Source organism: Paenibacillus sp. GCM10027627 (genome assembly GCF_042675505.1).
In the GTDB taxonomy this organism is placed as follows: domain Bacteria; phylum Bacillota; class Bacilli; order Paenibacillales; family Paenibacillaceae; genus Pristimantibacillus.
The window spans coordinates 352108-377442 of sequence record NZ_JBHTHB010000003.1 but is presented as its reverse complement, the minus strand read 5'-3'; the positions used below and the strand labels follow the sequence as shown (position 1 = coordinate 377442).

Genomic DNA, 25335 nt, shown 5'->3' with positions numbered 1-25335 from the left:
ATAGAAAGACGGGAAAGAGGGGCATCCACCTCTCTTTTTTTGCTGTCGGTTGCATTTACTTCGAAATCGTAATATTATGAGAGCAAGAAATCATTTCAAGTTTTGGAGGAAACAGCTCGTGATGGAACAAATGCTGGAGCTGTTTGTCAAAAACGGCTTGCGGCCCTTTCATGTATTCCCCGAGGCGAGAGAGCTGGAGAAGTCGATGAACAGCTCGGAAGTTTCGGCGCTTGTGCTGCTTCATTTTTACGGGGATTTGACGATGTCGGAATGGGCTGAGCTGCTTGGCGCTCCACTCAGTACGGTTACGAGTCTCTCGAAGCGGCTCGTGCGCAAAGGAATGATCGACCGGAGGCAGTCGGAGCAGGATCAGCGAATCATTAGGGTGCGTCTGACAGCGGAAGGGAAGGAGCTTGCGGCACAAGTAAAAGCCGTTATGGAATCCACCATCGCCAGAGTGCAGAAGGCGCTGACCGATGAGGAACTGGCCCAGTTTGTGACGCTCGCGGTCAAAGTGGGCAAAGCCATTCAACAAGACGGCAAAACGGAAAAGGGCAAGCCGAGTAAAGCGCTGCGAACGATTCAAATTGAGGATTAGAGCGATCGTACGCAGCCTGAGCTCTTTTTTTAACTAAATACTACGAAATCGTAGTATGTCCAAAATCGATTGTAAACCGGGGAGGAACAGGGAATGAGAATTGTGGTGTACACGGGAAAAGGCGGAGTGGGGAAAACAAGTGTGGCGGCAGCAACTGCCGTTCAGCTCGCTTCAGAGGGACTGCGTACGCTGGTGCTCAGTACGGATGCGGCGCATAGCTTGTCGGATTCTTTCGACTTTGCGCTTGGAAGCGAGCCTGTTCAAATTGCCGACCGGCTATGGGGGCTCGAAGTGGACAGCATGCGCGAGACCGAGAAGCATTGGGGAGCGGTTCAAAGCTGGCTGACGAGCATGATGAGCTGGGCTAAGCTGAACGATGTGTCGACGGAGGAAATGCTTGTATTTCCCGGAATGGAAGAGATGTTCAGCTTGTTGCAAATTAAGCGGTATGCTCATAGCGGCGAGTTTGACGCCATCGTCGTAGATTGCGCGCCGACGGGCGAGACGCTCCGGCTCCTTAGTTATCCCAATGTGCTGAGCTGGTGGGTGGAGAAAATTTTCCCATATGAGCGAAGGCTCGTTAAACTCGTTCGTCCCGTAGCAAAGTTCGTTACTGGCGGCATGGAATTGCCGGACGAAGGTGTGATGGACACGATAGAATCGTTTGTGAAGGAGCTTGAGGACCTGCAATTGCTTCTGCTGGATAAGGATATTACGTCGATCCGTTTAGTGACCATCCCTGAAAAAATGGTTGTGGCGGAGGCTCGCCGGGCGTTCACTTATTTGAACCTGTTTGGCTTCAATACCGACACTATTATCGTCAACCGTGTTTTGCCGCCGGAAGCGGGAAAGGGCTACTGGAGAGAATGGCGCGAGATTCAGGCCAAATATGAGCAGGAAATTCAGGAAAGCTTCAGCCCTTTGCCTATTATCCGAATCCCGATGCAGCCTTCGGAAGTGCTGGGACTGCCGATGTTGGCAAAAATGGGAGAAGCCGCTTTCGCCGAGCTCCCGGCGTCTGGCGTCCATTATGTAGGCCATGTGCAGGAAGTTCGCAAGGAGAGCGGCATCTATTTTCTTGACCTTGCACTGCCTTTTGTCCAGAAGGAAGAGCTTCAGCTCAGTCAGAAAGGCGATGAGCTTACGGTACAGGCAGGACGTTACAAGCGCAAGGTGCTGTTGCCGCGCGTTTTGTTCGGACGCCCGATCGAGGGGGCGCGGTTTAACGAGGCGAAGCTGTCGATCCGGTTTGGGGAACGCGAGTCCTTAAGCGCGGTGGAGGAAAAAAGATGAGGCGTGAGACGGTCGCCTCGCTGCTGGAGGTTTTGCTCGAATGGCATAGCGGAGAGCCGGAGCGGCGGACTCCGTCCAAAGCGAAGGCTCACTTTCGGGCGATGCGCCGAGAAGCTCTTTATGGCTTGCGCGCCGTCATCGATGCGGCGCTAGCCGAAGAAGGTGAGGAGGCCGGAGCGAAGCCGAATCGCTCAGCCGTTCGAAGGGCGAGAGCGAGCCATCGGGCGAAATCGTCCCCTCCAGCTAGCGGGAAAATCGATATTACTGATTGAGAAAGAGCGGTTATTTTTGCTTATGTATTACGATATCGTAGTAATTGGAGCTGAAGGAGAGATTTTATGCTGATGATCGATCGGTATATGCCGGAGTACCAGTTCGGCGAATATCACGAAATTGTCATTCGTGCGCCTCGCGAAGAAGTATTTCGCGCCGTATGCGAGCTGCGGGGCGAAGACATCCCGTTTATGCGGATTTTGTTTGCGATTCGATTGCTGCCTTCTTTTGTACTCGGCAAAAGAAAGTGGGAGGGCAGGAGACTTGCTCCTGCCGAATCGCCCGCTTTTTTGAAAAGCATGGTTCATTACGGGTTTTTGGTATTAGAGGAGCGGCCTGCGGAGGAGCTTGTCCTTGGCGTAGCCGGCGAGTTCTGGAAACTTGCGGGCAATGCACCGTTCAAGCTGGATTCCCCCGAACGTTTCCTGAACTTCCATAATCCGAAAGCGGTGAAGTCGGTGATGCAATTCCTTCTTCGCGATCAGCCAAGCGGAACTACGCTGCTTTGTACGGAAACGAGAGTAAGCGCCGTCGACTCCGCGGCCCGGCTGAAGTTCGGTTTGTATTGGGCATGCATATATCCGTTTAGTGCGCTCATCCGGCGCATGATGCTGAAATCCATTAAAAAGATCGCGGAGAGGAGAGTTCGGCATGATTAGGAAGCTGAACAGCGGAGCTATGCTGGCTTGGACGGCGGCGCTTCATACAGTAATTGGGGCGATTCTATTTTGGCAGCCGCTTGTGGATATTTGGAGGGACGGCTTGTTCGGGGCGGTCGGCGCTCATTTGGACCGGGGAAACGCCTTTTGGTTTTTAATGTTTGGGTTCGCCATATATATGTATGCCTGCCTGATCCGCTTTGTAGAGAGGACGAAAGGACGGCCCATTCCGCGATTTGTCGCTATTCACCTGCTGATGTTCAGCATCATCGGACTTGTTTTCGTCCCGCTCTCCGGCTTCTGGCTCGTCATTCCGCAAGCTCTCCTTCTTTTTCGCAAAAGCAGATTGTCACAACAATAGGGGCTATCTCGTTATAGGGGCAAACGAGATAGGGAGTGAAGGACATGAAGCAATGGACATGTGTCGTCATTGGCGGAGGTTATGCCGGAATTAACGCAGTTAAGGCCATTAAAAAAGCGTATAAGGATCAAGGGGGCAGCCGTCCGCTTCGGCTGGTGCTCATAGACAAAAATCCGTACCATTTCCGCAAAGTGCTGCTGTTTAAGCCCGCTGTCACAAACGATGAGATTCGGGTACCGCTGGCTAAGCTTTTCCCGGCGGGGGTTGAAATGGTAACGGGCGGCGTCACTTCGATAGAGTCGCAGGAAAAAAGGTTGTTTTATGAGGACGCGCAAGGGGGACGGCATTCCCTCAAGTATGACGCCGCCGTCGTGGCGGCGGGCAGCATCGTCCGTAAGCCCGAAGCTTCCGCCGGCGGTATCGCGCTGGCCAGTCTGGAGGCGGCTAAACAAATAAAGGAGACTTGGAAGGCCAACTTGCTAGAAGCCGTCCAACAGTCCGACCCGCAGGAGCGGCAGCGTTTGCTGACCATTGCGATAGGGGGAGCGGGCATTAGCGGTATTGAAACGGCGGCGGAGCTGGCTTATTATGTGCGGAAAGACGCGGAGGGAATGGGACTGGACCCGAATGCCGTCCGCATTCAATTGTATAATGCAGGCGAGCGGCTGTTTCCGGAAGGTCCCGCCAAGGTTGGGGTGAAGCTGGAGCGCGCTTTGGCTGCAAAAGGCATTGCCGTTGTTCACCGGACTAAAATTGTGCATGAAAAGAACGGGAGCTTGGCTTTGTCGAATGGCAACACAGCGCGAACCGGCTTATGCGTCTGGACGTTAGGTTTGCTGCCAAACCCGAAGCTTAAGGAAATGGGCCTGCCTCTAACGCCTGACGATCATATCCTTGTCGATGCCTGCTATCGAGTCCGGCATGCGGATGCCCTATACAGCATTGGGGACTGCGCGCGCATTATCGATCCGGTTAGCGGATTGGCCGATGGAAAAACATGCAAAGAAGCGACCGGACAGGCGGCAAGGCTCGCCAAGGTTATGATGGCCGATCTGACCGGCCAGCCGGCACCGGAGCATAAGCGGTTTATGGATTTTTTCTGCATAGGCCTGGGGCCAGGTCAAGGAATGGCGTGGACACGGCAATGGGGAGTCGATATGATTATGACAGGGCGATTAGGCGCGCGGCTGCGGACGTTTACATGGAACTCGGCCAGCTTGCAATAAGCTATCAAACAGGCTTTCAAGAATGGAAGTGGCGGCATGCGGGATTGGTATGAACAGTACAAAGGGCTTCTTTTTTCACTGGCTTATCAAATGACAGGTTCGGCTTCCGATGCGGAAGATGCCGTACAGGACGTATTGTGAAGGTGTTTGATGTAAATCCGGAGCGGCTGACGGAGCCCAAAGCGTATTTGTGCAAAATGACGGCCAACCGCTGCCGGGATATGCTGAAGTCCGCCCGGAACAAGAGAGAGCGCTATGTCGGGGAATGGCTTCCCGAGCCGATTTATACGGGGCAGGAGGATGCCTATGAGGCGGTCGAGCGCGGAGAGCTGCTGTCCTACGCCATGCTGGTGCTGCTGGAGAAGCTGTCCCCGGCCGAAAGAGCCGTGCTTGTGCTGCGCGAGGCGCTAAGCTTCGACTACACCGATATCGCGGAAATTGTGGGCAAAAGCGAAGCCAATTGCCGCAAGCTGCTCAGCCGCGCCAAAGGGAAAATGGGTTTCGCCGTGGAAGAGAAGATTCAGCCCGAAGCAGGCAATGCACAGTGGGTCGGCCGATTTTTGACGGCGCTGGAGCATAACCATGTGGATGAGGTCGTGTCTATGCTTGCCGAAGACGTGATGCTCGTCTCCGATGGCGGAGGGAAGGTTGTTGCCGCGATTCATCCTATTGTATCGAGAGACGCCATTTTGAAGTTTATTTTTGGACTTCTGCGCAAAGCGTCGCAGCAGGATGGGCAAATGCGATTCGAGCTTAAAAACGTGAACGGCCAGCCGGGAGTCGTGTTCTATACGGGCGCGGAAATCGAAACGGTAGTGCTTCTGCATGTGGAGGAAGGCTTGCTCCGCCGGATTTATTTTGTTCGCAACCCGGATAAGCTGAATCATTTATAATAGGGAAGCCGGTTCTCAAGTGAGAGCCGGCTTTTTTAGTTGAGCAAGATTCGAGAAGAGACGTGCCTCCCGGTCATTTACAATAAAAGAGCAAATAATGCCGGTTTCAACGTTGCATGTGTCCGGCGAGAGGATGGGGACCAGATGGACTTTTCTCTTAATGATTGGGATTGGAAAGCGAAGGGCAGCGGGTTTGATCGGGTCATCCGGCAGGAGCGGGAGCTGTCGGTCCATTCCATGAATCAAGGCTACGAAGCGGAAGTGGCGAAGGTGACAGGACCTGAAGAAAGTTATGTGATTAAAATATGGAATCGGCACTATAGGACGGATACCGGGTTTCAGTTTGCACTGTTGCAAGCCTTGCACGAGAGAGGATTGCCGGTTTCCGAGCCGCTGGCTTGGGGCGTGCGCGCAGACGGGACCGAAAGCTTGCTCGCTTCCTTTGACGGTCAGCCGGTTCTGCAACTGGACCCGGATAAAATGAATTTGCTCGCAAAGATATTATCCGATATTCATAGAACGGATGCAGAATCGTTGAGAGGCTGCGGTATTAATGTGCCTTCCTATGATTTTATGGCCTACTATTTTGAAGGAATTGAAAATCATCCCGATCTTCAAAAGCTGCTTGATCCGCTGATCGAAAAACATCCGTTCCTGCACAAATGTTTAATTCACGGCGATTTCCATCCACTTAATTTGGTAGAAAAAGAAGGCCGCGTAACTGTTATCGATTGGACAACCGTTCAATGGGGCGATTCCAGATACGACTTCGCGTGGTCGCTGTTTTTGAAAAAGGTCTATTTGCCGGAGCCCTTTGCCGAACTATTTTGCACCGCTTATCTGGAACAGAATCGTATCCCGCAGGAAGAGCTGAACGCTTTTGAAGCGATGGCCTTTTCAAGATGGATGCTGCTCTATCGAAAACAAGAGGTGCCGGAGGAGCCGGATACGATCTCGAATGTGCAGGCCGTTATGAGCCATAATCCTCATTTGAGGGCCCTTCAATTTCAAGAGTTTACTGAGGATGCCGATCTCAAAACGAAATAAACCAACCAAGTTCTTGAGAGAGGTATGGAGCATAATGAATCGCGTAATGACCTCATCGGCGTTGACAAATGGATACTGTTTTTATTAGTATTTAATTTAATATATACCTAATTAAATGAATATCTAATTAATTGGCGAGGTGTACCAAATGACGACGATTGGCATTTTGGGAGTGACGCACGATAATGAAAGAAGGAAACGAATTGGATTGACTCTGGAGTTTATAGAGGAACTCATATTGGAATTTAAACCGGATGTTTTGTGCGGCGAGATGCTGCCCGAAAGCTGGGAGCGGTACCAACAGGAGGGTTTGTTTAAAGGGTGCGTGGGCGAGCCTGCCAGCGAATACGGCGAATTAATTATTCCTTTATGCGAGAAACAAGGTATTGAATTTGTGCCGATTGATTGGTTGGAACTAGATGTTTGGATGGATTTTGATCCTTTCCTTGCAATTGAAGGGGAGCTAAGAAACAAGCTGGAGTTGGAGAGGACGGAGTGGGAGCAAAAGCAGCTATCCACATGCGGGATAGGTCCTATACCGCTCAATTCAGCGGAGTATGACAGCATAACTAAAGCGATGTATGAATGGATGGAGCGGATAAATCCTGAGGCGCATATCTTTCGGTGGGAATGCAGACATCTCATTATGATTCAAAGGATTAAAAACGCAGTCAAGCGTCATCCTGGCAAACGCATTCTATGTATCGTCGGAGCTGATCACAACTATAAGTTATACGAGAGTCTAGCCGCCGAGGAAGGAATTGAGCTGGTCTATCCGCTCAGAACATAAGAAATAGCCGTCCGGCTGCCGGGCGGCTATTTGCTTAATGGACCAATGATGCAACTGCGACGAGGGATGAAAGGCGGGCAATTGTGTTATGATGGATGAAAAAATGAAGAATGAACGGGAGTGCGTCATAATGAATGAGCAAATAAATGAAATTGCGGCTTGGATGTTCCAAGAGATGCGGCAAGCGGGCATATTGTACCAAGAGGCGGCTGTGGAGCATATTCGAGCTCATTACGGCGACGCGTTTCTTTATGTAAATGAAAAAGGGAACGTGTCCATTGACAAAGAGGTTAAAAAAGCGTTTAAAAAGCTGCATGGCGGCAAAGCGGCATGGGATCGGGACGCGTTCTTTTGGGGTTGGACCTCTGCTATACCGGCTCAGCCGTAAATGAGAGCCACGACTTAGCTTACAGTTCTGCGACCTTTTGCGGACTTAACACGGGGTGATCCGGCAGTACGGATGAGGCTTTGCTTTTGTCTCCCTTGTTTCTCATCAAGCGGGAGATGAGCCGGGGAACGCTGATCGTATGCGCTTTCTTTAAGTTCATGAGAATACCGAAAGCGCTTGTATACAGGGTCAGGCTAAGCAGGTTCATATTGCCCGACAATATAAAGTTGATGTGCATAAACATGGTGATCAGCACTAGCGGCAAAATCCATACGCCTAATATTAGTAAAATGCCGACGGTCATTTGGACGATAGGGATGATGTAATTAAAGGACATGACCCAGTCCAGACAGAAGTGCTCAATAAATATTTTGTAGAAATGCGGCACTTGAGGTTTCATTAAGGAAGCGCTTAAATATTGGGTCAAAAACTCTCCGGGATGTTGGAACCATGAGGTTTCTCCCGCTTTTCCCGTAATTTTGGTCAGACCGGCCATAAACCAGCCAAAGCCGAACAGGATCCGCATCAGCGTCACCAGCGTTTGGTACGCAATTGAGTAAATTCGAACCATGCGTACATTTCTGTTTTTCATCAATCTCCATTCACTCCTCGGTTTTTTCGACGGCAGTTGCGCTTTTGGCGCGTGCATCTTATATTTTTGTACATAGTTTGGTGAAGTTCGTCGTTTCTGCCAATGTCTTTCTACATTTTACAAAAATAACTATTTGTTGTCTTTAAGTGATTTTGTATGGTTTTGTCGATAATTAGAGGAAAATCTATTATTTTTTCATTTTCAAAGGAGAGTGAACGTATGGTGGTCAAATTCGGTAACCGCTCGGCGCAGTTGAACCAATCTGATAACAGATTGTGCCGGGCATAAACGACTTGTTATCAGTCGGCTGCGCCTAAACGCATAAGAGAAACAAGAGAAAATCTACTTCTACTTTGCGGGAGGGTTTATGTTGAAATATGCAAAATTAAAAGAGCGCTGGCTGGAGAGCGAGCGGAAGTCGTTTAAAGGTTGGGACTTTTCCCTTATTTCGTCCCGGATGAAAGAGGCCTCTGTTCCTTGGGACTATCGCGAATCCGTTTTAAACTATATGAGCGGCGAATCGACCGTCATGCTGGATATGGGCACGGGAGGCGGCGAATTTTTGCTATCGCTGAATCCTCCGAGGGGCAGAACCTATGCAACGGAATCCTATGTGCCGAACGCAGAGCTATGCCGCAACCTTTTGCCCAGTCATGGCATCGAATTTCGCCAAGTTTTTGGGGATGAGCAATTGCCTTTCGAAAATGATTTCTTTGACCTTGTGATCAATCGGCATGAATCCTTTTGTGCAGAAGAGGTCGCGCGCATTTTGAAGCCGGGAGGCCTTTTTGTTACTCAACAAGTGGGCGGGGCCAATAACAGAGAGCTGTCTAAGTTTGTACTTGATGGCGGCGGCACGCTGACAGATTCGGATTTTCATTTGCAACGCACGGCGGGGCAGCTCGTTCAAGCGGGCATGACTATCGTGGAGGGCAAGGAGGCCTACCCTCTGCTGACCTTCAGCGATGTGGAGGCATTTGTTTATTTTGCCAAAGTGATTGAATGGGAATTTCCCGGATTTTCGGTTGAAACATGTTATAGCCGCTTATGTCTCCTGCAGGAACAAATAGAGCGGCAGGGATGCTTCCACAGCGTGGAGCATCGTTTCTTCATCATCGCCCAAAAAGGAGACCTTACATGACTTACGAGCTTATTTTATTTGATGCGGACGATACGCTGTACGATTATGCCAAAGCGGAGGCGTTTGCCCTCCAAAGCGCTTTTGAAGAGGCCGGTTTAACCGTTTCTCCTCATTTGACGGAAGGTTACCGTACCATTAACGGGCAGCTTTGGCTCGATTACGAAAAGGGGCTCATCGGCCTCGCCAAGCTCCGCACCGAAAGATTTGCAAGGCTTATAGCCGAGCATAGACTAGAGCTCCACTGGACGGCGGATGAGTTCAGCTCCTCCTATTTGCGCTATTTGGGGGAAGGGTCGTTTATGATCGAGGGCGCGCATTCATTATGCAACGAGCTAAGGGCCAAAGGGCTTAAACTCGCTATTATTACAAACGGCATCAGGGAAGTGCAGCATAGCCGAATCGGCCGCTCGCCTCTAGCGAATGCGTTTGAACATATCGTCGTTTCCGAAGATGCTGGGGCGCAAAAGCCTAACCCGCTTATTTTCGATTATGCGCTGCAAAAGCTCGGCCATTCCGATCGCAGCCGGATGCTGATGGTCGGCGATTCCTTAACCTCCGACATTCAGGGCGGGCTCAATGCCGGAATAGACACTTGCTGGTTCAATCCGCATGGGAAAGTCAACTCCACGGGCATTGTGCCGCGTTATGAAATTAGCCGCCTCGAGCAACTGCTGGATTTGATTCGTTAGCGACGATCTCGCTTAAACGGGGAAACGGTGGCTTCGGGCAAGGCGGTTCCCGTCTTTTTTGCAAGAGCACTCATTTTCCTGTAAGGTGAAAAGAAAAGGAGGAGGGAGCAGGATGCAGCTTATTAGTCCGGAAGAGGTACAGCGGCGTTTGGACAGCTTGCAGGACCGGGATTTGTATATTCATTTGGAAATGACGACGGGAGCTTATGCGGCTCATTTGGACAGCTCCAAGCATCCCGCCGCCACTTTTATAACCAATGCGCTCATTCGTTATTCCCGCGGGATTATTTCTGGAGACGGGCCTTATCGAATTGGACTTAAGATGGAGACGGGCTGGGTTTATTCGGAAGGGCTGACCCATGGGGAAGATCACGGGGAGGACTCACTTATTTTGGCGGGTCACAACAGCGAAGGCAAGCTGATCGTATCCTTGCAGCTAAGCCTTAAGCCCTTTTAAGGAAAGGAGAAGGATAGATGGCGGAACGTCGTATTCTCGTAGTGTTGCCGCATCCTGACGACGAGGCTTTCGGCATGTCGGGAACGCTGGCCAAAGAAATTCGGGAGGGTGCCGTAGTTACTTTCGCCTGTTTGACTTTAGGGGAGATGGGGCGGAATATGGGCATTCCTCCATTCGCAAGCCGGGTCACCTTGCCGGTCATTCGGAAGAAAGAGCTGGAGGCTTCCTGTGCGGCGATCGGCATTCAAGATTTGCGGATGCTTGGCTTCCATGACAAAACCATTGAGTTTGAGGACCCAGAGCTGCTGGATCGGGTTATTGGGGGTCTATTGGAAGAGCTGCGTCCTTCTACTGTGCTGACGTTTTACCCGGGCTACAGCGTTCATCCCGATCATGATGCTTGCGGCGCAGCAGTTGTTCGAGCGGTTAGCCAAGTGCCGGAGGCTGAGAGGCCGCCGATTCACTGTATCGCCTTTTCCAAAAATGTGAAGAAGGAGCTTGGCGAGCCGGATATCGTAGTCGATATCCGCGATGTGCTGGATCAGAAAATGGCATCTATTAAGTCACATCAATCTCAGTTCCAAGCGGCTGAACTGCTTGGCAAGGAGCAGCTTACGGATGAGCAGTTGAAGGAGCGCTATGGCAAGGAACGGTTTTGGACCTACCAGTTTAAATCATAATAGGGAATAACCGATAGCAGAGAAGAACCTCCAACCGTTCGTGAGAACGATAGGAGGTTCTTTTTTTTTGGCTAACCGTAAATGGAAAGCTGAGGTGTATAGTCGGTAAATCGATACAGCTGCGCGGGCCTTTGGGAATAGCGGTTGGACTGGAGCGGCTTGCCCTCCTCATCGATCGCTTCTTCCAAAATGCCTTTGCGGCTTTGGGTCGACGTCACTTTGCGAATGAAATTGCTTTCTTCGAAAGCGGGCACGACGGTGCGAATGACTTGGTACAGCTCGCTAATCGTGAACTGCTCAGGCAGAAACGCCCTCGCGATCGTCGTTGTCAGCATTTGATAGCGGACTCGCTCCAGCGCCTCTTGCAAAATAAGGCTATGGTCAAAGGCCAAATCGGCCTTAAGAGCTTCGCTCACAGGCATCAGAATTACTTCCGCCGCTTCCTCGGATGCCTTCCGCGAGGCAAGCTCCTCTTCATTGACCAAAGCGAAGAAGGCGTGGGCAATCATCCATCCTCTAGGGTCGCGTCCCGGCGAGCTGTATACGCCAAGCAGCTCCAAGTGAACGCCGTCCACTCCGGTTTCCTCAAACAGCTCCCGCTTGGCGCATTGCTGCACCGTTTCCGTTTCCTTTGTAAATCCGCCGGGCAGCGCCCATTTCCCTTCGAAAGGCCATTTTTTCCGCCGGATCAGCATCACTTTGAGCTCTCTGTCGGGCAACGCCTTTTTGGGTCCGGTCTTTTCCGTAGACGTTATAGTAAACATGACGATATCGGAGGGTGCGCCGTCAGGTGTACGGTATCGGCTGGTGGAATAATGAGGTTCAGGTTCATTTTGATAGGTCATAGCTTCCTCCGGATTTGAGTGTTCGTTATAGTTTGCCGAGCAGGGCCGTACGTATTTCACTCAGGCTTTGCTCCCGGACGATACCACCGTCGACAAAAATGTCTTCCAGCAAATCGGTATCCGCAAACTCGCCGTATTGCGCAAGGCTTAGGTTGTCGATGTATTGCAGCGTGCCGTTTTGGTCGATGACTTTAACCAAGCCGGTTTGCGATTTTTTCATTTTGTTGCTGTCCGTTTTTGGATCTTTAAAAATTTTCCGCTCTTCGCCGTTCACGACGGTAAAGGTCGATTTCAGCGCAAAGCCGAATGTGTCCCGCGTATTGTATTGGTAAGTGAACGAGCCGATGCCGTAAACCATATTGGTCGAGGCGAACCCTTTCGCAGCGAGCTTCTCGCAAATTTCGCGGCAACGATCGATAGTGATCGCATCCCCATAGATGGCGCCGATATGGCTGTCGAGCTGCTTGTAGCCTTTATCTGTAAGCGTGCCGCCAAAAATATCCCACAGCACTTCGATAACGCCCTTGCGCTCAAACTCATGATCCGAATCGGGATCGCCGCACAGAATGGTGACGGGGTCTCCGCTGTCGGGGCGAATGACGACCTTCCCATCCCGGCTCAAAATATCTTCCTTCAGCCCGCGAATGACGACATCGAGCACGCTCCACAAATCCCAAGTGTCCGATACGATCGACACGAAGCCGTTTGGATATACCTCTTTGATCAAATAGCGGTACGAAGCCATCTCATCCCGGCCGTGGGCGCACATGACGCTGTGCTCTGTAGCGGGAATCGACGTGCCGACCAGCTCGTTTTCGACGTTTGCGTTGTAGTAATCCTCTAAATAAAGGATAGCCGGAATCGTATCCGTTCCTGTAAACGAGAGCAAATGTCCGGCGCCGCTTCCTTTGGCGGCTTCCAGCGAGCTCATGCCGCGCATCGAAAAGTCGTGGCCTTGGAAAGGGACAATCGACGCGTCGCCGTTCGTCTCAAGGGCAAAGCGTTCCAGCAGCTTGCGGTATTCGAAGGCGATGGTGGCGCTTGTCGCAGGCATCCATAGCTGGCACGACATGAGCGTCTCCAAATAGTTGGTTAGCCAAAAAAACTCAGGTTTCGTATTTTCAATCGTCAGCATCGGCACTTTAATCGGAACGAGCGTGCCTTCTTTGACGGCTTTAATTTTAATAGGCAAATAGCCCAGGTCATGAAGCTGTTCGATATGGCTGGCGTCGGGATCCGTTTCTCCCAGCGTGTAGCGGAGCACCCTTTTGTATTCCGCGATAACGTCCTCTTTTGCCCTGTTGAAAAAATGCTCGTTGAAATAACGGATCAAATATTCCTTTGCAAAAGCTTGGAAGCCAAAGGCGACTACATGCTCTACATCGGCAAGGCGGCTCGTGCGGGCCGTCCAAGTCGAATAGACAAGCTCGGTTCCTTTTGGATACTGGTTTTTGTGGCTGACCTTATAGAAATCGCAAAGCAAAGTGGCAGGATAGACAAATGGCGTGGTTGTCATAGCTGAATTCCTCCTATTTTGTAAATCGTTAAGTTGGTTAAATTTGTTTCTTCCAAAATGGTGTCCGTCGTAAAAATGCGATCCAGCAAATTCGTCTGCGGAATTTTTCCTTCGTGCACCGATTTTTCGCAGTGACCTACCAAGAGGTACACCTCCGAGGCGCCGATTTCTTTCAGCTTCTCTGCGCTCAGCAGGAAGGTGCCGCCGTAGGAACATAAGTCGTCCACAATAATCGCTTTGAAGCCGCGTCGTTCCACATCGCCTACAATATCGAGCTTTTGAATTTGACCGGTCGCAAAATCACGTACTTTGAAACCGACGAGCTGCTTGAAGCCCTTTACTTTGCTATACCGTTTCTGCGCTCCCGCATCAGGGAAAAACAAGTAGTCTTCCTCGGGGTTAAAGCCGGTTTCACGCACGACTTCGCCGATTAAATGAATGGAAGGATAGAGGGCGTCGCTTCTATCGAGCAAAGCCGTTGCGACATCGGAATGCGGCTCGATAACCGTCACCTTGTGGAAGCCAAGCCCGTTTATAAATTGGGCTGTATATTTTAGCGTAAAGACGGAGGAGCCTTCCACCCGGTCCATTCGGCTATAGGGCATATAATAGATGAGCAGGGAGGCGGAGTAGCTGTGATCGTCCAAAAATCGTTTGACGAACATCAGCTTAATCAAATCGCCGTCCGACTCGTATTTAAAGCTGATCGTATTGCTCTCGTTGGCGAGGCTCAGCAATTGCTCTCCGTTCACCAGCGTTTCCCCGTTCGGGAACACATTAAACTGAATTTCCGTTCCGTTTAAATAAATCAGAATGTCCACTCTCCTCGCTGTTTTAATTCATGATGGGTTGTGATTCGATGGATGGAGTTTCAATATTGTCTAATTGATATTATCATAATGATATTTGTTAAAATTGTCAACCTTTTAAGAGTGACAGAGGCTGCACGAATTAAAAGTTATCGTTTCATGATGCGATCCCTCTTTTAAAATTTGGAAATGGAATTGGAAATTTGAACTCTGAAGTCCCGCCTTTTACTGTAAATAGTTCTATTGAGTTTTACATTATTTCGGCAAAAAATGACTTGCATCTACATATCATAACAAGAATCGGGAAAAAAGGAATCTATTTTAATGATACAAATAATAGATTTATTTCACTAAGCAATGGAAATTAAAGCTGATGATAGACGCGCTGGAGGGAAAGACGTAGAATAGGTCGAAAAAGCGCGTTGGGGTGAATGGAGTGGCGATTGGCAGGGTGGTCGGATCTGTACAAGCTATAGGATTTGCAACGTACAAAGAATGGCTCGTTTACCGCTCCCACATGGCGGTTTCTTTGTTTGTAGGCCCGGTTTATTTTTTGACGCAATATTTCATATGGCAATCGGTTTACGGGGACGGCGGGCAAATTAACGGCTTTACGCTTGATCAAATGTTGGCTTACTTTGGCATAGCCACGGTCATCAATTACATCATTTACGACTCGGCCGACTGGAATTTGCAAATGCTTGTTCGCACAGGGAAATTCGTTACGTTTGCCCTTAGACCTATGTCTCATTGGGTATATGCGCTCGCGCAAAAGCTGGGTCACCGATCGCTCGGCTTCGCTATAGAATCGGCCCCGGTCTTTTTCCTGTTCATCTTTGTATTCGGCATTAAGTTGGCTCCGGCGCAGCCGCTATGGGCGATTGTCTCGATCGCCTTAAGTTTTATAATGAACTTTATCATCAACTACTGTGTCGGCTTAACCGCGTTTTGGCTCGTTCGCGCGGATGGAGTGCGGCAAGTGTTTTTGCTATTTAAAGATATTAGCGCAGGAGTGTTTATTCCGCTAACCTTTTTCCCGGAGTGGACGCAAAAGCTGCTCTTTTACCTGCCGTTTCAGTTCATCACATACGTCCCTACAAGAGTGTATATCGGCGAATATGAGCTTGCCGGCATGTCGATGTCCGTACCCGCAATTGTTGGTGTTCAAGCGGCAGCGACCGCGTTGGCATTTGGGTTGATGCTGTTGCTCTACCGCCTCGCGATGAGACGATTTTCGGGGGTGGGGGTATGAGGGGGTATTTGCTATGCATCGGTGCGGTGATGCGTACCAAGTTGGCCGAGCAGACCGCTTACCGCAGCCACTTTTTTCTCAGTCTAATTTTAATGATTGCGGGCGACTTGCTTGTTCCTTTGCTGACACTGCTCGTTTATCGCTCGGGCGTATCCTTTCCGGGATGGACGCTTTATGAGGTGCTGCTTATTCAAGGCATTTTTGGCCTGGCCAAAGGGGTTGCGTTCCCGCTGTTTTTTGGCATGGTAGGGACGACGCTTCGTCTTGTTCGGGAAGGAACGTTCGATTTGCTGCTGCTGAAGCCGCGTTCGACTTTGTTTATGACGATGATGAGCGGTTTTGATCCTGAAGATTTTGGACGGCTGCTTAGCGGGGCGGCGCTGTTCGGAATGGCGATGAGCGGCATACCGGCTCCTGAGCTGGGCGAATGGCTGCAATTTTCCGTGTTGTTTCTTGCTTCGCTCTCGGTGCTGTGCGGCTTTTCTTTGTTTATGTCCGGCTTGCTGTTCCGCTGGGTTGGCAGCAGCAGGGTGTATGATATTTTCGATTCCGCAACCCATTTCGGCCTGTATCCCGGCACGATTTACGCCAAGAGCTTTCAGCAATTATTGACCTACGTTATTCCTGTCGGAGTCATCGCATTTTACCCGGCATCCGCTTTGCTCGGAAGAGCGAGTCTGGAATCGTGGGGGGCGGCGGGTGCTGCGACAGTGTTTTTGCTGGCTGGCATCTGGTACTGGCATCACATGCTGAGGGGTTATACGAGTGCAGGGGGATAAGAGGGGGATTCGAGAGATGATAGAAATTAAACATTTAACCAAAACGTACATGACGCATGAGCGCGGCCACACAGTAAAAGAAACGTTGATTAACTTGTTCAAACGTCCGATGAAAGAGGTTCAGGCGGTAAAGGACATTTCTTTGACTATAAGGCAAGGGGAAATGGTCGCTTTTCTAGGGCCCAACGGGGCCGGGAAGTCGACTACGCTCAAAATGTTGTCCGGTGTGCTGCATCCGACCTCGGGCGAAGTAAAGGCGCTCGGTTTGACGCCATGGAAGCAGAGAAACGAATACGTGAGACGCATTGGCGCCGTTTTTGGGCAGAAGTCGCAGTTGCTTTGGGATATTCCTCCGGCGGACTCTTTTTATATGAACAAAGCGATTTATGGAGTGCCCGACGGGGTGTATGCCGAAAGGCTGGAGAGGCTCACCGCTTTGCTTGATGTTAGCAGCATTATGCGCAAACCGACCCGGCAATTGTCGTTAGGGGAACGAATGAAATGCGAGTTTATGATGGCGATGCTGCATGGACCGGAGCTAGTCTTTTTGGATGAGCCGACGATTGGGCTTGACGTTATCGCAAAAGAGACGATCCGCGAATTTATTAAGGATATGAATAAACAAGGGGTTACCTTTATTTTGACGACTCATGATCTGGATGATGTGGAAACGCTGGCAGAAAGAGTAGTTGTCATCAATCACGGAGAAATTGTGTTCGACAATACGTTAAACGAGCTTAGAGGACGACTGGGGGATAAAAAGACGGTCAAGCTGACGACGGATTTGCCGTTTCCGGAGAAGATGATGCCCGGTGTCACGCTGCTGAACAGAATCGGCGAATGCGAGGTTGAAATGGAAATCGATGTTGGCATCCTGCCGCTGAAGCAATTTATTAGCCTCTTTAACGAAACCTACGGCATTTTGGATATGTCCATTGAACCGCTCCCGATCGATTCCGTCATGAAAGAGCTTTATATCGGCACGACGAAGGAATCGGCTGTCGCCGTCCCTTCTTAACGGCTGGAGAATGGGCCCGGCGAATTGCCAGCTCGGATCTTGAACCGTCCCTCACCAAGGGACGGATTTTTTAGTTTAAATGAAATGGTTGGTTGGGAATCTGAGAGGAATTAAGTAAGATAGTATTTAAAAGATAGAGAGCCGGGGGAGAACAATGGATAGATTAACGGGCAAGCTTGTTGTGGAACATACAATGGAAGTGCTGCAAGAGGGGGCTTAGCGGAACAGACGAAATGAGAGGGTAGACATTTCTATCCTACAGAGCGAGGCGGTTGCGGCATCCAGGCTGTACCGTCCAGAGCAGTCCGACGCGATGCTGCAAACGGATTTCGTTAAGCATGGGGAGCAAACGGTCATCGAGCTCACGGGTGAAACGACGCTGGAAGCGGCCAGCCGTTTGGCGGCGTCGGGAGAAGGAGCGGTATGCGGCCTTAATTTTGCATCGGCAAAAAATCCCGGCGGAGGTTTTTTGAATGGCACTAGAGCGCAGGAAGAAAGTTTGGCTCGCTCCTCGGGGCTATATCCGGCCATTGCGCAAATGGAATCATAACGCCGGAGTCGTAAGGGCTCGCGAGCCGCATAATGCAGGCCGCATTGGAGAGGTGATGAGACGGAGAATTGAAAAGATATTTTCTGTCGCGCTTGCTCATCGTCACGAAACGATCGTGCTCGGAGCATGCGGCTGCGGCGTTTTTAAAAATGAACCCAGTGAAATAGCCGCTTTGTTCCGCGAAGTGCTGGAGAGCCCGAAATATGCCGGAGCATTCAAAAAAGCGGTGTTTGCCGTATACGACACCACGCCCAAACAGACCGTATATCAAGCGTTTCAGCGAGTTTTGAGCTAAGCGCTATAAAAGGAGAACTCAAAAATGGAGATGCACATCGTAGAAGATTTTACCGAAGAGGCGAAATTGGCGGTCAGAAATGGCTTAATTGCGTTTAATAGACGCCATTTTCCGGCGGAGCTTAATGATCGTTACCGCGAAGTTCAATTCATCTTGAAAGATGATACGGGGAAAGTAGCGGGCGGATTGCTTGGCGAGGTATGCCGGAACTGGATGGAAGTCCATATTTTATATTTGGAAGAGGAGACGCGCGGCTCGGGCTACGGCAGTGAGCTGATGGAGAAGGCCGAACAGATTGCGCGAGAATGGAACTGCGATTTTATCAAAGTAGACACTTTAAGCTTTCAGGCGCTGGACTTTTATCAAAAGCTAGGTTTTTCCGTTTACGGCTCTATTGAAAATGTTGGAGGCTTTACCCACTACTATTTAAAAAAGGATCTGGTGTAGCCAGCGGGGCTCCATCCGGAAAACTCAAAAGAAGGGCTATCCCTCCGCAGCAAACTCCATGCTGATGTGAGAGACAGCCCTTAAAAAACGGAAATATACTTACACTTTAAATTTCTCGATTTGCGTCTGAAGCTCTTCAGCTAAATGCGACAACGATTTAGCCGACGCGGCTATCTCCTCCATAGAGGCGAGCTGCTCCTCCGTCGATGCGGATACCGTTTGAGCGCCTGTAACGGTTGATTGCGACGCGCCGGTAACGGCTTTCATGCCATGAACCATTCCCTCCGCTCCCGATGCCATCCCTGTGGAGGAGGCGGAAACGTCCTGAATCTGTTCGTTGACGGCGCCCGCGAACGTTTGAATTTGGACAAAAGCCGTACCGGCGGAATGGACGGCTTCGATGCCGGATGCGACCTCGCGGGTTGCGGTTCCCATCGTGCGAACGGCAAGCTCGGTTTCTTCGCGAATTGCGGCAACCAGCTCTCCAATTTGTCCGGCCGAGGAGGAGGACTGCTCCGCCAGCTTCCGGATTTCACTTGCCACAACCAGAAATCCGCGGCCGTGGTCTCCCGCCCGCGCGGCTTCTATTCCGGCGTTGAGCGATAAAATATTCGTTTGTTTGGCGATATCCGATATGGCGCTCACAATGGTTTTAATTTGAGCGGATCTTTCGCCAAGACCGTTGATTTGAGCCGATAATCCATCTACCGTATCGTGAATGGAGCTCATTTGATCGATGGCTGTTTGGATGGCTTGTCCGCCCTCCACCGCTTTTTCATAAGCGTCGGTGGCTGTGTTTGAAACCTGCTGCGCACGATCTGCCATAAGCGAAGCGCCGCTGGATATGTCTTGGACGGTATGGGACGCTTGCGTGATGTGCTGGAAACCGTTATCGGCATCCATGGCAACCTGCTGCATCGTTTCGGCAATTTGCTCTGACGCGTACGCTGCTTGCTCGCTCGTAGCCGTTAATTGTTGGGCGGAAGCGGCAACCTGCTCCGCGCTTGAGCCGACATGCCGGATCAGCTCGCGCAATTGCATGGACATTTGGTTGAACGATTCGGCAAGATCGCCGACTTCGTCCCGATTGCGGACGGATAGCGAATTTCCAGATAAATCGCCCGCCGCGATGTTTCCTGCGGCCTCTGCAATTTTCACGATTGGACGTGAGATGATCCTTCCGACAAACCAGGACACAAACATGCTGATGACGACGGCGGCGGCTCCCATAAACAAAACAAATCTTTTGGTAGCTTCCGCTTCTTCATGCGACATTTTTTTGCCTTCTTCAAGCTTGTTTTGCTGAAGCAGCACCATCTCGTCGGCCTTTTGGTCGAATTGTTCGATGATGGCCGATCCTTTCGTAACGAGCATCTCCAGCGATTCCTTCCGCTTGTTTTGAATGGTGAGCGAAATGGCATTATTGGCGACATGATAATATTCGTTTTCAAGCTTGATCAGCGCTTGCAGCATCGCTAAAGCTTCGGGCTGGACGATGACTTCTTCCAACGCTCTGCTTAGTCTTTTGTATTCGTTATGAGCGTCTGTGAAATCCTGGAGCTGAGCTTCGCTGCCTTGCAGCAAATAGCCGCTGAGTCCGGCTTGTTCTTTTTTGACCTGCACATTAAGCTGCTGTACGAGAATCAGCTGATACCCGGTATCGTCAAGCAACCTTGTATACTCCTTATCCACTTTGGAGATTTGGGAGTAGCTAACGGAAAGGGTTGAAGCAAGGATGAGCAGGACAGCGATAAATCCGGCAAGCAGCTTCCGGCTGATTGTAATTCGGAAAAGCGGTTTTGCAAATCGGTTTGTTTTTTCTAGCGGTTTCTTTTTCATGGCAAGACCTCGATTGGTTGGTATGAAGATCCTTATAAATATAGTACAAGCTCTCTCGTTTTATCAACATAAATCAATAAGGATATAGGTAAAACCTATAAATATGCTCTGATATTCCCATCTCATAGAGATCCCGGAAGCTTGGCGTCTCGTCATTGGCCTTCTCCATACGAATTTCCCCCTTCTATTTAATATACGAATCTAGCATAAATGTAATATAATTCTAGATAAGGAAGTCGGAATAGGACGGCAGTTGCCGGATCTGGAATTCAGGTTGGCCAATCCAGACGGGGAAGGAAGAAAATTATGAACGAACAGCCGCTTATCAGCATCATAATGCCCGCATACAACAGAGGAGGGGTTATCTCAGAGGCGATCCGATCGGTCATTGAGCAAACCTACGACAATTGGGAGCTTATTGTGATAGACGACCGAAGTACGGATCGAACGAAAGAGATTGTTGAGGCTTTCTCTGTTTCGGACTCGCGGATTCGTTATGTGCTGAACGACCGTGCCAAAGGCCCAGGCGGCGCACGCAATTGCGGAATGCTCGCGGCCAAAGGGGAGAAGCTGGCGTTTCTCGACTCGGACGACATATGGTTTCCGTTTCATTTGCGGGATAGCTTGCATACATTAGCCACCTCCGGCGCCGAAATCAGCTTTGCCTTGTGGGTAGAGCGTCACGGAGAGAACGTGATCCATAATTTTGACAACAAAGTCGAGCAGAAATGGCTTGCCAAAATGAGGACTATCAATTCGGTATCCGGCGAAGCTATCGTGTATAATGATCGTTTGTTTGAGCAGTTTTTATCGCATACGCGCAATTTTTTTCAGCTCAATACGATGATCTTTCCCCGGAAGCTGCTGGATGAGGTTGGGCTCATTAACGAGGAGTTTTATTTGGGAGAGGATACAACTTTCCTGATCCGATTTTTCGATAGGTACAAAATTGCGCTTATTACGAAGCCCCATTCCGTTTATACGTTATCTCCAGATAGCGTCTACTTTTTTTGCGACAGGTGGAAGCTCGATCCCGATTCTCTCTACCAGAACAAAGAATTAATGGACAAGTTCGAAGCGCTGGGCTTAAAATCGGTCAAGGTGCGGACGCATTTGCGGACGCTTGTCGAGCAGTCGGAGCGGTTTGCGGGCAAGGAAAGATGCATTCGCAATATTAATATGGGCATTTCATGCAAATATTTTACGCTGAGCTACTTGCACCGGCTGGATCGAGAAAAGGCGATTCATTATTGTCGGTTATCCTTGCAAAACAAAGTGACCCTTTTTAATTTGCTGCTGATGATGAGGCTCATGTTGTCGATTAAAGGAGGCAACGGTCTTTTGAGAAAAGGAATCGATCTTTGGTAGTATGCATACAAAATAAACAGCGGGTGAGACAACTATGATTACGTTATTGAACCATAAGGATTTGGATATAGCGAAGCGAATGTGGGAAGTGCAAATACCTGCATACCGAGTAGAGGCGGAAATGATCGGTTTTGCCGATATTCCGCCGCTTAGGGATACGCCGGAGACCATTAGCGCAAGCGGAGAAACCTTTATTGGATTTATGGAAAGTGGAGCGCTAGCCGGATTCATTTCATACGAGCTTGAAGAGGGTACAGTCGATATTTGCCGGATGGTTGTCCATCCGAATTATTTTCGAAGAGGAATTGCGAAGCGGCTGCTCGCTTATGTGCTGGATTATGCGGCGGGGGATAGGGCGGTTAGCGTCAGTACGGGGGCTCGAAATGAGCCGGCAAAAGCGCTGTATAGAGGCTTCGGCTTTGTAGAAAAGGAGCAAATTGAAGTGGCTCCCGGCGTCAGCATTACCGTGTTTAGACGTTAATTCGGCTATTTTTCTTATTGGGCCAGCCGTCCTTCGTCTATATTAATTTTTGAATAATTTTTGCAAAAGGGTATTTCCATGGGGAGAAAGATATGCTATTTTATTAGCACATCATGATTTCCCCTCATTTTTTTTACCCCTAAAGTTAAAGCGCTTAAATTTTAAGAGAAGGAGGATCGTTTCGTCGTTCTTACCTAATCCAAAGGAGGCGTTATTGTGCATTCATTTCCATTTCATTCCGGTCGAACATGGTTGAAACCAAGTCTTATGACATTGCTTTGTCTAGTTCTTTTGTCCACGGTCATCGCCGTGCCGTCCCAACAAAAGGGGACCGTCCATGCCGCAGGCGAGCAAATGCCTTTCCCGCAAGCTGTAAGCTATCCCGGCATTATTAAGCCAAACAATGCAACTCAAGCGGCCATGAACACCGCCGTTGCTTCCTACTATGATTACTGGAAAGGGAAGTATTTGAAAAACGATCTTACTTCTCTGCCTGGCGGCTACTATGTCAAAGGTGAAATTACAGGCGAACCGGAAGGCTTTATCCCGCTTGGTACATCTGAGGGTCAAGGCTACGGCATGATCATTACGGCTTTAATGGCGGGCCACGATGCTAACGCACAAACGATTTACAACGGCCTGTTCAAAACAGCACGCGCTTTCAAAAGCTCCGGCAACTCGAACTTGATGGGCTGGGTCGTTGCGGATGCGGCAGCCGCTCAAGGTCATTTCGGCTCCGCCACTGACGGCGACCTCGATATCGCTTATTCCTTGCTGCTAGCGCACAAGCAATGGGGTTCGAACGGAACGGTCAACTACTTGGCCGAAGCTCAAAAAATGATTACACAAGGAATTAAAGCCAGCTATGTGACAACGAACAACCGTTTGAATTTGGGCGACTGGGATTCCAAAAGCTCATTAGCTACCCGTCCGTCGGACTGGATGCTCTCCCACTTGCGCGCATTCTATGAATTTACAGGCGACCAAACTTGGATTAACGTCATTAACAATTTGTACAGCGTTTACACGACAGTCAGCAACAACTATTCCTCGACTACGGGCCTCATTTCCGACTTTGTCGTCAATAACCCGCCTGAGCCGGCTCCGGAATGGTATTTGAACGAGTTTCAGCAAACGAACGCTTACTACTACAACGCAAGCCGGGTGCCTTTGCGCATCGTTATGGACTACGCGATGTACGGCGATACGCGCGGCAAAACGATTTCCGACAAAATTGCAACTTGGATCAAAGGAAAAGCGACTAATACTCCCGCTAATATTAGAGACGGTTACCAATTGAACGGAACGACGATCGGCGGTTATGCAACGGCTGTATTCGTATCCCCGTTCATCGCGGCGGGCACGGCCAGCAGCGGCAACCAAGCTTGGGTCAACTCCGGCTGGGATTGGATGAAAAACAAAAAAGAAAACTATTTCAGCGACTCCTACAACTTGATGACGATGCTGTTCATCACGGGCAACTGGTGGAAGCCAACTGCTGCGGCGGCTGATACTCAGGCTCCTACTGCTCCATCCGGTCTTACGGCAACGGCTATTTCCAGCAGCGGCATCAACTTGTCGTGGAACGCTTCCACCGACAATGTGGGAGTGACGGGCTACCACATTTTCAGAGGCGGCACTCAAGTTGGAACGGCAACTGGCCTGTCCTACAGCGACTCGGGCCTAAATGCAAGCACAGCTTACAGCTACACAGTTAGAGCGGCTGACGCTGCAGGCAATGTGTCCGGCAACAGCAACACGGCGAGCGCTACAACGCAGGCATCAAATCCGGGCAGCGGTACTAATTTGGCGCTGAACAAAGCCGGTACGGCCAGTTCGACTGAGGGCACAGGTTTTGAGGCTTCCAAAGCGTTCGACGGAAACAGCGCAACGAGATGGGCAAGTGTGGAAGGGGTAGACCCTCAATGGATTTACGTCAATCTCGGTTCATCGCAATCCGTCAATAAAGTTAAACTGAACTGGGAAGCGGCTTATGCCTCTTCTTACACGATCCAGCTTTCCAATGACAGCGGAACGCCAACGAATTGGACGACGGTATTCACGACAACTTCAGGCAACGGAGGCGTTGACGACATTACGTTTGCAGCGCAAAACGCCAAGTATGTACGCGTTCATGGAACGGCGAGAGGAACGGCTTACGGTTACTCCTTGTTTGATTTCGAAGTGTACGGCGGAGGCGCGACTGCAACACCGACGCCTACTCAAACACCAACACCGACGCCGACACCAACTGCGACACCAACACCAACACCGACACCAACGCCAAATCCGGTGAATTTGGCTCTGAACAAAACGACGGTAGTTAGCTCCGTGGAAACAACGGGATTTGAAGGCAGCAAGGCGGTCGATGGCAGCGGCACGACTAGATGGGCCAGCCTAGAGGGGATTGATCCGCAGTGGATTTACGTTAACTTGGGCTCCAGCCAAAGTGTGAGTCGAGTGAAGCTGACTTGGGAAGCGGCATATGCCAAGTCTTATACGATCCAAGTGTCCAACGACAGCGGCACACCGACAAATTGGACGACCGTTTATACGACTACTAGCGGCAATGGCGCAACGGACGATGTGACATTCAGCGCAACCAACGCCAAATATGTCCGCGTACATGGAACTGAACGCGGAACGGCTTACGGCTATTCTTTGTTTGAGTTTGAAGTATATTAATTGAATAGAGTAAGAGGAATGGCAGCAGATTCGTAGCGGATCAGCCATTGTTACTCTTCAGTAGAGCGTAAAAAAGGAGGGGGATGCCCCTCCTTTTTTACGTTGAGACGCTAGTTGTCTCTGACACAACTAAATGCCTCCAAAGCGCCACGCCCGCCGGTCTAGTGGTTTCTGACACAACTAAATGCCGCCAAAGTGCCACGCCCACCGGTCTAGTGGTTTCTGACACAACTAAATGCCTTCAAAGTACCACGCCCGCCGGTCTAGTGGTTTCTGACACAACTAAATGCCGCCAAAGTACCACGCCCGCCGGTCTAGTGGTTTCTGACACAACTAAATGCCTTCAAAGTACCACGCCCGCCGG

The 25335-nt window shown here is 50.2% G+C and carries 28 protein-coding genes and 2 pseudogenes; 25 read left to right on the top strand and 5 right to left on the bottom strand.

Going from position 1 to position 25335, the window contains the following annotated elements:
• Window positions 1–121: 121 nt before the first annotated feature.
• The 11 genes from ACFQZE_RS13575 (at window position 122) to ACFQZE_RS13525 (ending at window position 7528) form a co-directional block, all read left to right on the top strand.
• Window positions 122–598 carry a MarR family winged helix-turn-helix transcriptional regulator gene (locus ACFQZE_RS13575; RefSeq protein WP_379358224.1) on the top strand — a complete coding sequence of 159 codons (477 nt, stop codon included), beginning with the start codon at window positions 122–124 and terminating at the stop codon, window positions 596–598.
• Between the two features lie 93 nt (window positions 599–691).
• Window positions 692–1891 (top strand): ArsA family ATPase, encoded by a 1200-nt coding sequence (locus ACFQZE_RS13570; RefSeq protein WP_379357757.1) that lies wholly within the window; start codon window positions 692–694, stop codon window positions 1889–1891.
• Window positions 1888–2163, top strand: coding sequence for a hypothetical protein (locus tag ACFQZE_RS13565; protein ID WP_379357755.1), 276 nt, complete (start codon window positions 1888–1890; stop codon window positions 2161–2163). The genes ACFQZE_RS13570 and ACFQZE_RS13565 overlap by 4 nt, the downstream gene beginning before the upstream one ends.
• 66 nt (window positions 2164–2229) lie before the next feature.
• On the top strand, window positions 2230–2823 hold the full coding sequence (locus ACFQZE_RS13560; RefSeq protein WP_379357753.1) for a hypothetical protein: 594 nt from the start codon (window positions 2230–2232) through the stop codon (window positions 2821–2823).
• Window positions 2816–3184 (top strand): DUF6463 family protein, encoded by a 369-nt coding sequence (locus tag ACFQZE_RS13555; RefSeq protein WP_379357751.1) that lies wholly within the window; start codon window positions 2816–2818, stop codon window positions 3182–3184. Before ACFQZE_RS13560 ends, ACFQZE_RS13555 begins: the two co-directional genes overlap by 8 nt.
• Window positions 3185–3228: 44 nt before the next feature.
• The gene (locus ACFQZE_RS13550) at window positions 3229–4410 is read left to right on the top strand and encodes an NAD(P)/FAD-dependent oxidoreductase (protein ID WP_379357749.1); all 1182 of its coding nucleotides are present in this window, start codon (window positions 3229–3231) and stop codon (window positions 4408–4410) included.
• A 36-nt stretch (window positions 4411–4446) separates the two neighbouring features.
• On the top strand, window positions 4447–4551 hold the full coding sequence (locus tag ACFQZE_RS13545; protein ID WP_379357747.1) for a sigma factor: 105 nt from the start codon (window positions 4447–4449) through the stop codon (window positions 4549–4551).
• A 2-nt stretch (window positions 4552–4553) separates the two neighbouring features.
• Entirely contained in the window at window positions 4554–5303 is a 750-nt protein-coding gene (locus ACFQZE_RS13540; RefSeq protein WP_379357745.1) for a sigma factor-like helix-turn-helix DNA-binding protein, read from the top strand.
• A 144-nt stretch (window positions 5304–5447) separates the two neighbouring features.
• A complete protein-coding gene (locus ACFQZE_RS13535; RefSeq protein ID WP_379357743.1) occupies window positions 5448–6350 on the top strand; it encodes an aminoglycoside phosphotransferase family protein in 903 nt (300 codons plus the stop codon).
• Between the two features lie 148 nt (window positions 6351–6498).
• Window positions 6499–7140 carry a hypothetical protein gene (locus ACFQZE_RS13530; protein ID WP_379357741.1) on the top strand — a complete coding sequence of 214 codons (642 nt, stop codon included), beginning with the start codon at window positions 6499–6501 and terminating at the stop codon, window positions 7138–7140.
• Between the two features lie 130 nt (window positions 7141–7270).
• A complete protein-coding gene (locus ACFQZE_RS13525; RefSeq protein WP_379357739.1) occupies window positions 7271–7528 on the top strand; it encodes a DUF6953 family protein in 258 nt (85 codons plus the stop codon).
• Window positions 7529–7547: 19 nt separating this feature from the next.
• Here ACFQZE_RS13525 and ACFQZE_RS13520 read toward each other — a convergent pair whose 3' ends face one another.
• A complete protein-coding gene (locus tag ACFQZE_RS13520) occupies window positions 7548–8120 on the bottom strand; it encodes a hypothetical protein (protein ID WP_379357737.1) in 573 nt (190 codons plus the stop codon).
• 367 nt (window positions 8121–8487) lie between these two features.
• On the opposite strand from ACFQZE_RS13520, the gene ACFQZE_RS13515 reads away from it, so the two are divergent.
• From ACFQZE_RS13515 to bshB2, 4 genes are all read left to right on the top strand, one after another.
• Window positions 8488–9261: a class I SAM-dependent methyltransferase gene (locus ACFQZE_RS13515; RefSeq protein ID WP_379357735.1), complete on the top strand. Its 774-nt coding sequence runs from the start codon at window positions 8488–8490 to the stop codon at window positions 9259–9261.
• Window positions 9258–9950 carry a YjjG family noncanonical pyrimidine nucleotidase gene (locus ACFQZE_RS13510; RefSeq protein ID WP_379357733.1) on the top strand — a complete coding sequence of 231 codons (693 nt, stop codon included), beginning with the start codon at window positions 9258–9260 and terminating at the stop codon, window positions 9948–9950. The genes ACFQZE_RS13515 and ACFQZE_RS13510 overlap by 4 nt, the downstream gene beginning before the upstream one ends.
• 112 nt (window positions 9951–10062) lie before the next feature.
• Window positions 10063–10407, top strand: coding sequence for a YojF family protein (locus ACFQZE_RS13505; RefSeq protein ID WP_379357731.1), 345 nt, complete (start codon window positions 10063–10065; stop codon window positions 10405–10407).
• A gap of 17 nt (window positions 10408–10424) precedes the next feature.
• Complete coding sequence (gene bshB2 / locus ACFQZE_RS13500; RefSeq protein WP_379357729.1) at window positions 10425–11087, top strand: bacillithiol biosynthesis deacetylase BshB2; 663 nt, start codon at window positions 10425–10427, stop codon at window positions 11085–11087.
• Between the two features lie 71 nt (window positions 11088–11158).
• Here the strand turns inward: bshB2 and ACFQZE_RS13495 are convergent, their stop codons facing one another.
• Genes ACFQZE_RS13495 through ACFQZE_RS13485 form a run of 3 tightly spaced genes read right to left on the bottom strand, consistent with a single transcriptional unit; the run spans window position 11159 to window position 14269 of the window.
• Complete coding sequence (locus ACFQZE_RS13495; RefSeq protein WP_379357727.1) at window positions 11159–11932, bottom strand: NUDIX domain-containing protein; 774 nt, start codon at window positions 11930–11932, stop codon at window positions 11159–11161.
• 25 nt (window positions 11933–11957) lie between these two features.
• Entirely contained in the window at window positions 11958–13448 is a 1491-nt protein-coding gene (locus ACFQZE_RS13490; protein ID WP_379357725.1) for a nicotinate phosphoribosyltransferase, read from the bottom strand.
• Window positions 13445–14269 carry a ribose-phosphate pyrophosphokinase gene (locus tag ACFQZE_RS13485; RefSeq protein WP_379357723.1) on the bottom strand — a complete coding sequence of 275 codons (825 nt, stop codon included), beginning with the start codon at window positions 14267–14269 and terminating at the stop codon, window positions 13445–13447. The genes ACFQZE_RS13490 and ACFQZE_RS13485 overlap by 4 nt, the downstream gene beginning before the upstream one ends.
• Before the next feature lie 424 nt (window positions 14270–14693).
• On the opposite strand from ACFQZE_RS13485, the gene ACFQZE_RS13480 reads away from it, so the two are divergent.
• The 6 genes and pseudogenes from ACFQZE_RS13480 (at window position 14694) to ACFQZE_RS13455 (ending at window position 18598) form a co-directional block, all read left to right on the top strand.
• Window positions 14694–15509 (top strand): ABC transporter permease, encoded by an 816-nt coding sequence (locus ACFQZE_RS13480; RefSeq protein ID WP_379357721.1) that lies wholly within the window; start codon window positions 14694–14696, stop codon window positions 15507–15509.
• Window positions 15506–16288 (top strand): ABC transporter permease, encoded by a 783-nt coding sequence (locus ACFQZE_RS13475; protein WP_379357719.1) that lies wholly within the window; start codon window positions 15506–15508, stop codon window positions 16286–16288. Before ACFQZE_RS13480 ends, ACFQZE_RS13475 begins: the two co-directional genes overlap by 4 nt.
• 139 nt (window positions 16289–16427) lie before the next feature.
• Window positions 16428–17306, top strand: a pseudogene (locus tag ACFQZE_RS13470) (ABC transporter ATP-binding protein); the annotation flags it as partial.
• A 247-nt stretch (window positions 17307–17553) separates the two neighbouring features.
• Complete coding sequence (locus ACFQZE_RS13465) at window positions 17554–17856, top strand: TIGR02452 family protein (protein ID WP_379358223.1); 303 nt, start codon at window positions 17554–17556, stop codon at window positions 17854–17856.
• The gene (locus tag ACFQZE_RS13460; protein WP_379357715.1) at window positions 17837–18151 is read left to right on the top strand and encodes a TIGR02452 family protein; all 315 of its coding nucleotides are present in this window, start codon (window positions 17837–17839) and stop codon (window positions 18149–18151) included. Before ACFQZE_RS13465 ends, ACFQZE_RS13460 begins: the two co-directional genes overlap by 20 nt.
• A gap of 24 nt (window positions 18152–18175) precedes the next feature.
• The gene (locus ACFQZE_RS13455; RefSeq protein ID WP_379357712.1) at window positions 18176–18598 is read left to right on the top strand and encodes a GNAT family N-acetyltransferase; all 423 of its coding nucleotides are present in this window, start codon (window positions 18176–18178) and stop codon (window positions 18596–18598) included.
• 99 nt (window positions 18599–18697) lie between these two features.
• Here the strand turns inward: ACFQZE_RS13455 and ACFQZE_RS13450 are convergent, their stop codons facing one another.
• Window positions 18698–20437, bottom strand: coding sequence for a methyl-accepting chemotaxis protein (locus ACFQZE_RS13450; protein ID WP_379357710.1), 1740 nt, complete (start codon window positions 20435–20437; stop codon window positions 18698–18700).
• A 306-nt stretch (window positions 20438–20743) separates the two neighbouring features.
• On the opposite strand from ACFQZE_RS13450, the gene ACFQZE_RS13445 reads away from it, so the two are divergent.
• The 4 genes and pseudogenes from ACFQZE_RS13445 (at window position 20744) to ACFQZE_RS13430 (ending at window position 24971) form a co-directional block, all read left to right on the top strand.
• A complete protein-coding gene (locus tag ACFQZE_RS13445; protein WP_379357708.1) occupies window positions 20744–21805 on the top strand; it encodes a glycosyltransferase family 2 protein in 1062 nt (353 codons plus the stop codon).
• A gap of 34 nt (window positions 21806–21839) precedes the next feature.
• Window positions 21840–22286, top strand: a complete 447-nt coding sequence (locus tag ACFQZE_RS13440) for a GNAT family N-acetyltransferase (protein WP_379357706.1) — start codon at window positions 21840–21842, stop codon at window positions 22284–22286.
• Window positions 22287–22589: 303 nt separating this feature from the next.
• A pseudogene (locus ACFQZE_RS13435) lies at window positions 22590–23780 on the top strand (family 8 glycosyl hydrolase); the annotation flags it as partial.
• Window positions 23757–24971, top strand: coding sequence for a galactose-binding domain-containing protein (locus tag ACFQZE_RS13430; RefSeq protein ID WP_379358221.1), 1215 nt, complete (start codon window positions 23757–23759; stop codon window positions 24969–24971). The pseudogene ACFQZE_RS13435 and the gene ACFQZE_RS13430, both read left to right, overlap by 24 nt.
• The last annotated feature ends 364 nt before the right edge of the window (window positions 24972–25335 follow it).